Origin of the sequence: Pseudomonas sp. CAN1 (assembly GCF_030462585.1) — a bacterium.
In the GTDB taxonomy this organism is placed as follows: domain Bacteria; phylum Pseudomonadota; class Gammaproteobacteria; order Pseudomonadales; family Pseudomonadaceae; genus Pseudomonas.
Map to the genome: position 1 here is coordinate 297,317 of NZ_JASMRU010000006.1, position 6,874 is coordinate 304,190.

The 6,874-nt window shown below is 67.0% G+C and carries 6 protein-coding genes and 1 pseudogene; 3 read left to right on the forward strand and 4 right to left on the reverse strand.

Translation table 11 applies throughout. From position 1 onward, the window contains the following. Positions 1–13: 13 nt before the first annotated feature. Complete coding sequence (dinB, locus tag QO207_RS11910; RefSeq protein WP_301532612.1) at positions 14–1,069, forward strand: DNA polymerase IV; 1,056 nt, start codon at positions 14–16, stop codon at positions 1,067–1,069. A gap of 20 nt (positions 1,070–1,089) precedes the next feature. Here the strand turns inward: dinB and QO207_RS11915 are convergent, their stop codons facing one another. The 4 genes from QO207_RS11915 to QO207_RS11930 form a co-directional block, all read right to left on the reverse strand. Continuing rightward, positions 1,090–1,488 (reverse strand): META domain-containing protein, encoded by a 399-nt coding sequence (locus QO207_RS11915; protein WP_301532613.1) that lies wholly within the window; start codon positions 1,486–1,488, stop codon positions 1,090–1,092. Next, positions 1,485–1,925, reverse strand: a complete 441-nt coding sequence (locus tag QO207_RS11920) for a hypothetical protein (RefSeq protein WP_301532614.1) — start codon at positions 1,923–1,925, stop codon at positions 1,485–1,487. Before QO207_RS11920 ends, QO207_RS11915 begins: the two co-directional genes overlap by 4 nt. Before the next feature lie 62 nt (positions 1,926–1,987). Next, entirely contained in the window at positions 1,988–2,977 is a 990-nt protein-coding gene (locus QO207_RS11925) for a 2-hydroxyacid dehydrogenase (protein ID WP_301532615.1), read from the reverse strand. Positions 2,978–2,993: 16 nt separating this feature from the next. Next, positions 2,994–5,765, reverse strand: coding sequence for a response regulator (locus tag QO207_RS11930; RefSeq protein ID WP_301532616.1), 2,772 nt, complete (start codon positions 5,763–5,765; stop codon positions 2,994–2,996). A 127-nt stretch (positions 5,766–5,892) separates the two neighbouring features. Between QO207_RS11930 and QO207_RS11935 the strand changes: the two genes are divergently transcribed. Together QO207_RS11935 and QO207_RS11940 are read left to right on the forward strand one after the other, a co-directional pair. Further along, positions 5,893–6,603 (forward strand): response regulator transcription factor, encoded by a 711-nt coding sequence (locus QO207_RS11935; protein WP_301532617.1) that lies wholly within the window; start codon positions 5,893–5,895, stop codon positions 6,601–6,603. 59 nt (positions 6,604–6,662) lie between these two features. Further along, positions 6,663–6,874, forward strand: a pseudogene (locus QO207_RS11940) (ABC transporter substrate-binding protein); the annotation flags it as partial.

The following is a 6,874-nucleotide window of genomic DNA, read 5'->3' on the forward strand; positions in this document are numbered from 1 at the left end:
ATTTCAAAGGCATATGAAGCAAAGGAAAATCGTCCACATCGATTGCGACTGCTTCTATGCCGCCATCGAGATGCGCGACGACCCGAGCCTGGCCGGCAAGCCGCTGGCCGTGGGCGGTTCGCCGGACAAGCGGGGAGTGGTCGCCACCTGCAACTACGAGGCGCGCGCCTACGGGCTGCATTCGGCCATGGCCATGCGCACCGCGGTGAAGCTGTGTCCGGACCTGACCATCGTGCGGCCGCGCATGGATGTCTATAGAGAAGCCTCGCGGGACATCCACGCGATCTTCCGCGATTACACCGACCAGATCGAACCGCTGTCCCTGGACGAGGCCTACCTCGACGTCAGTGACAGCGAGCGCTGCGGCGGCAGCGCTACGCGCATCGCCCGGGAGATTCGCCAGCGCGTCTGGGAAACCCTGCACATCACGGTGTCTGCCGGGGTGGCGCCGAACAAGTTCATCGCCAAGATCGCCAGCGACTGGCGCAAGCCCAACGGCCTGTTCGTGGTCACGCCGGACGAGGTGGATGGTTTTGTCGCCGAACTGCCGGTGAAGAAGCTGCACGGCGTGGGCAAGGTGACGGCTGAGAAGCTCGCGCGCCTGGGGATTCGCACCTGCGCGGACCTGCGCGACTGGTCGCGCATCCAGTTGGCGAAGGAGTTCGGCAGTTTCGGCGAGCGCCTCTGGGGCTTGTCGCGGGGCATCGATGAGCGCCCGGTACAGGTAGATAGCCGGCGCCAGTCGATCAGCGTGGAAAACACCTTCGACCAGGACCTGCCGGACCTCGCCGCCTGCCAGGAGGAGTTGCCGTCACTGCTGGGCGAACTGGAGCGACGCATGACGCGCCTGGACACCAGCTACCGGCCGGGCAAGCCGTTCATCAAGCTGAAGTTCCACGACTTTACCCAGACCACCCTGGAACAGGCGGGCGCCGCGCGTGATCTGGAGAGCTACCGGCTGCTGCTGGGGCAGGCCTTCCAGCGCGGCAACAAGGCGGTGCGGCTGATCGGGGTGGGCGTGCGCCTGGTCGACCTGCGCGGGGCGCACGAACAGCTGAGCCTGTTCTAAGGCTCAGCCATTTCCGGGACTCAGCCTTCCGGCCACATGCGCATGGCGCGGCCGGACACCGGCCACAGGCGCAGTTCGCCTTCGTCGGTGATGTCCCAGCGCTGCACCTGGCCGAGCATTTTCAGGAAGTCCTGTTCCTGCTCCATTATCAGGTCGGCGCACAGCTTGCGGGTCGAGCCCGGCTGGCCGAAGGTCAGCTGGTCACCTTCGAGCTTGTAGCTGGCGAACCAGTGGTTGCAGCCGGCGCTGCCGTAGGCACGGCCGTTGCCGTCCAGGGTCAGGCTGATGTGGGTGTAGTCGATCAGCGGCCGTTCACCGATCCATTCCACGCGGTAGGTCTGTTCGGTTTCCGGCACCGGTTTGCTCGCGCAACCGGCCAGGGCCAGCGCAGCGCAGGCGCCGGCGATCAAAGCTTTCATGCAGTCTCCTTGCTCTGGCAATCCGGGCAGAGGTGGCGGTTGCCGGCCTTTGCCCATCCGAGTTCGGCGATGCGCAGTTCCGCGGCAGGCTGCTGGGCGGCCTTGCCGAGGGTGGCATCGACGGCGAATTCGAAGTCCAGTGTAGTCCCGCAGCCGTCGCAGTTGACCTTCCACTCGTGGATACCCAGTTCACGGAACACCGGTCCCTTGGCCACGGCCATCCACTGTCCCGGCGGGTTGATCAGGTGACGGACCTTTTCCACTTCCAGGGTCATGCTCAGGCTCTTGCTGCCCTTGAGGCTGACCAGCAGGGTGTCGCCGGCCTTGATCGAGCCGCCGATGCCGGTGACCTGGTAGCGGCCCGGAGTCAGCGCGCGGCACTCGTTGAGGGTGAATTGCGGGTTGAGCAGGTTGTAGCGGAAATCGTGCTGGGCCATGGGTCCTCCGGGAAAGCGCGGCATTCTAGGGCGCGAGGCCTGTGGATGCGAGTGCCTTCTGCTCAGTTTTTCACCAGGTTGACCGGGTTGCCGGCCTGCCAGGCGGCGATGTTGGCCAGGGTGGTCTCGGCGATCCCGGCCAGCGCCTCGCGGGTGAGGAAGGCCTGGTGCGCGGTGATGATCACGTTGGGGAAGGTCAGCAGGCGTGCCAGCACGTCGTCCTGCAGCGGCTGGTCGGAGCGGTCGGCGAAGAAGATGTCGGCTTCTTCTTCATAGACGTCCAGGCCGAGGTAGCCGAGCTGGCCGCTTTTCAGCGCCTCGATCAGCGCCGGAGTGTCGACCAGGGCGCCGCGACCGGTGTTGATCAGCATCGCGCCGCGCTTCATGCGTTCCAGGCTGCGGGCGTTGATCAGGTGTTTCGTGGCGTCGTTGAGCGGGCAGTGCAGGCTGATGATGTCGGACTGCGCGAGCAGCTCGTCCAGCTCGACGAAGCGCCCGCCGAGGGCTTCGATGGCGCGGTTGGGGTAGGGGTCATAGGCGAGGATGTGGCAGCCGAAGCCGCTCATGATGCGGGCGAAGACTTCGCCGATCTGCCCGCTGCCGATCACGCCTACGGTGCGCCCGTGGAGGTCGAAGCCGGTGAGGCCGTGCAGGGAGAAGTCGCCTTCGCGGGTGCGGTTGTAGGCGCGGTGCAGGTGGCGGCACAGTGCCAGGACCAGGCCGACGCCATGTTCGGCCACCGCGTGGGGCGAGTAGGCCGGCACGCGCACCACCGCCAGCCCCAGCGCCTGGGCGGCGACCAGGTCGACGTGGTTGTAGCCGGCCGAGCGCAGGGCGATCAGCTTCGTGCCGCCGGCGGCCAGGTGTTCCAGCACCGGGCGCGACAGGTCATCGTTGACGAATGGGCAGACCACTTCGAAGCCCATGGCCAGGGCGACCGTGTCCAGGCGCAGCTGCGTCTGCTGGAAGTGCAGTTCGAAGCCGTGGCCGTGGTTGGCGGCGAGGAAGCTGTCGCGGTCGTAGGTCTGGTTGCTGAACAGGATGATGCGCATCGCTTGGGGTCCGTCTTCAGTGCGTCTGGTCGGCCTCGGTTTCCCGGAGACCGTCGGTCGCTTGTGCCAGCTCGGCCATGGCCTTGTCCAGTGCATCCAGGGCTGCTGGGGCATCCGGTTCGTTCTGTTTGAGCAGGGTCTCGGCGCGCTGGCAGGCGGCGCGCAGCATGGGCACGCCGCAGTAGCGGGTGGCGCCGTGGAGGCGATGGATGCGTTCGAGCAGGGTGTGGCGATCGCCGCGCTCGCGGGCCTGGCCGATCACCTGGCGGTCGGCGGAGAGCGAGGCGAGCAGCATGCCGAGCATGTCCGCGGCCAGCTCCGGCTTGCCGGCGGCCAGGCGCAGGCCTTCCTCGTGGTCGAGCACGCTCAGGCCACTCAGCGCCGGCTCGGCGTGGCGCGGGCGCTCGTCACGGGGCTCGCCCAGAGCCAGGCCGGTCCATTTGAGGATCACCTGGACCAGCTGGCGCTCGTCGATCGGCTTGGTCAGGTAGTCGTCCATGCCGCCCTGCAGCAGGGCGCGCTTCTCGTTGGCCAGGGCGTGGGCGGTGAGGGCGATGATCGGCACCGGGCTGACCTCGCGCTCGCTTTCCCAGTGGCGGATCGCCTCGGTGGCCTGGCGGCCGTCCATGCCGGGCATCTGCACGTCCATGAAGACCAGGTCGAAGCGCTCGCGTTGTACGGCCTCGACGGCAGCCAGGCCGCTGTCGACCGCGAGCACCTCGGCGCCCATGTCGCTGAGCAGGGTCTTCACCAGCAGCAGGTTGGCCGGGTTGTCGTCGACGCAGAGCAGGTGCGGGATACGCTCCAGCTTGCCGTTGACGCTCTTGTCCTTGCGCATCGGCCGCAGGTGCAGCAGTTCGTTCATCGCCTGCTGCAGCTTGCGGGTGCAGGCCGGCTTGCTCTGCACCTGGGCGTCCGGCAGCACGTCGTTGTAATGCGCCTGCTCGATGGTCGGGCAGAGCACCAGGCTCTTGCAGCCGTGCTGCTCCAGTTCGCGGATGGCCTGGCGCAGCGCCTCGGGCGGGTGTTCGGTGGCGGTCACGCCGAGCAGCGCCAGGGTAATTGGCGGCTGGTCCTTCGGCGCGCCCTGCAGGGCTTTTTCCAGGGCGGCGAGGTCGGCGAACTCGGTGACCTCCAGACCGCAGTCTTCCAACTGGTGGTGCAGCGCGGTGCGGGTCAGTTCGTGGGGCTCATAGAGCGCTACGCGCAGGCCGCCGGTGAGGGCCGCCGGCAGGTCGTCACCGTCATCGCGGGCCTTGGGCAGATTGAGGCTGATCCAGAATTCCGAGCCGTCGCCGGCGCTGCTTTCCACGCCGATCTCGCCGCCCATCTGTTCGATCAGGCGCTTGGAAATCACCAGCCCCAGGCCGGTGCCGCCGGCCTGGCGCGACAGTGAGTTGTCGGCCTGGCTGAAGGCCTGGAACAGCGCGCGCAGGTCGGCGTCGGTGAGGCCGACGCCGGTGTCCTGCACGCTGATGCGCAGCTGCGCGCGGTCGTCGCTCTCGTCTTCGAGCATGGCGCGCACGGCGATGCTGCCGTCGTGGGTGAACTTGATGGCGTTGCTCACCAGGTTGGTCAGCACCTGCTTCAGCCGCTGCGGGTCGCCCACCAGCTGCAGCGGGGTGTCGCGGTAGATCAGGCTGACCAGCTCCAGGTGCTTCTCGTGGGCGGCGGGGGCGAGGATGGTCAGGGTGTCCTGGATCAGCTCGCGCAGGTTGAACGGGATGTTCTCCAGCACCAGCTTGCCGGCCTCGATCTTCGAGAAATCGAGGATCTCGTTGATGATCCCCAGCAGGCTCTCGGCGGACTTGTGGATGGTGCCCAGGTAGTCCTGCTGGCGGCTGGTCATCTCGCTTTTCTGCAGCAGGTTGGTGAAGCCGATGATGCCGTTGAGCGGGGTGCGGATCTCGTGGCTCATGTTGGCGAGGAACTCGGACTTGATCCGGCTCGCCTCCAGGGCCTCCTTGCGCGCCAGGTCCAGCTCGATGTTCTGGATCTCGATGGTCTCCAGGTTCTGCCGCACGTCCTCGGTGGCCTGGTCGATGTTGTGCTGCATTTCTTCCTGGGCGCTCTGCAGCGCCTCGGCCATGCGGTTGATGCCGCCGGCCAGCTCATCCAGTTCATGGCTGCCCAGGGCCGGCAGACGGGTTTCCAGGCGACCTTCCTTGAGCTGCGCGACGCCCTGGGCGATCTGCCCCAGCGGCGCGTTGATCGCCCGGCTCATGCGCAGGGCGAGGAGGGCGGTGACGGCAAGCCCCGCGCCGATCAGCAGCAGGCTGGTGAACAGGCTGCGGTAGCCGCGTAGCAGGGTGCCGTGGTGGGACAGCTCCAGCTCGACCCAGCCGAGCACCTTCTCGGCATCCGCGTCGGGGTCGCCGGACAGGCTGCGGTGCTTGCCCAGCACTGGCAGGAGGAAGTGGGTGGTGTCGAGGCTGCTCGCCATGCTCAGGTGCGAGCCATCGCCGCTGGGCATCGGGGTGAGGATGCTGGGGCCGGCGTGGACCAGCTTCTCGCGGTCCGGATCGAGGAAGGTCACGGCGCGCACGTCGGGCTGGTCCAGCGCCTCGTTGGCGATGCGTTCGAGAAGCTCGTTGTTGTGGGTGGCCATGGCCGGGGCCGACAGCGGCGCCAGCTGCTCGGCGATCAACTGGCCGCGCTCGATCAGCTGGGCGTGCATGTCCGCCAGCTGCACCCAGGTGAAATAGCCGCCCAGTACCAGCGCCAGCAGGCTGGTGGGCAGCAGGGTGAGCAGCAGAACCCGTCCCTTGATGCCGAGATCCTTGAACACGCGCTTCCTCCGATGCATTTATCCCCGGCAGTGTAGCGGTTCGGACCTGCGCCGGAAGCCCTTTGCCTTGCCCTGGGCGCGTGGAATCGTGAATACTTCACGCAATTGCTAATCACTCTTATTTGATATGAATGCCATAGCTGCGTCCGGCCTGCGCCTGCTGACCATCGAGGATGACCCGACCCTGGGCGCCCATCTGTCCTCCCATCTGAGCGAGCGCGGCTTCGACGTCACCTGGTGCCAGGACGGCGACGAAGGCCTGGCCCAGGCGCGCGGCGGCGACTACGACCTGGTGCTGATGGACATCATGCTGCCCGGCACCGGCGGCCTGGACATCCTCCGCACCCTGCGCCGCGAGCGCGCGGTGCCGGTGATCCTGATGTCCGCCCTGGGCGCCGAGCAGGACCGCATCGCCGGCTTTTCCCAGGGTGCCGACGACTATCTGCCCAAGCCATTCAGCCTTGCCGAACTCAGCGTGCGGGTGGATGCGGTGCTGCGCCGGGTCGCCCTGGAGCGCGGCAGCCAGCCGCTGGCGGCGACGCCCACTGGCCTGCAGATGGACCCGCACAAGGACGACGTCGGCCTCGACGGTCAATGGGCCGGGCTGACCGCCACCGAGTACCGTTTGCTGGAAACCTTCCTCGGCAGCCAGGGCGAGACCCTGAGCAAGCCCTTCCTTTATCAGCACGTTCTGCACCGCGCCTTTACCGCCCATGACCGCAGCCTGGACATGCACGTCAGCCACCTGCGCCGCAAACTGCAGGCCATCGGCTACCTGCGCCACCAACTGCACACGGTGTGGGGCAAGGGCTACGTGTTCGCCGAGAGCGAAGAGTGACGATGCCCGGCCGCCATTCGCTGTTCTGGAAACTCGCCTTCGCCCTGGTGGCTTTCGGCCTGTCGGTGATCTCGACCATCCGCACCCTGCTCGACGCCCACAACGAGAAGCTGGCCAAGGCCGGCAAGCCGCCGATGAAGGTGGTGGTCTACAACACCGACACCGACGCCTTCCAGTCCCTGCGCATCCGCCAGACCGACGCCTACGGCACCACCGTGGAAACCGCCGGCTACTACCAGAGCATGGCGCCGGACCTGTTCGAGATCGGCGT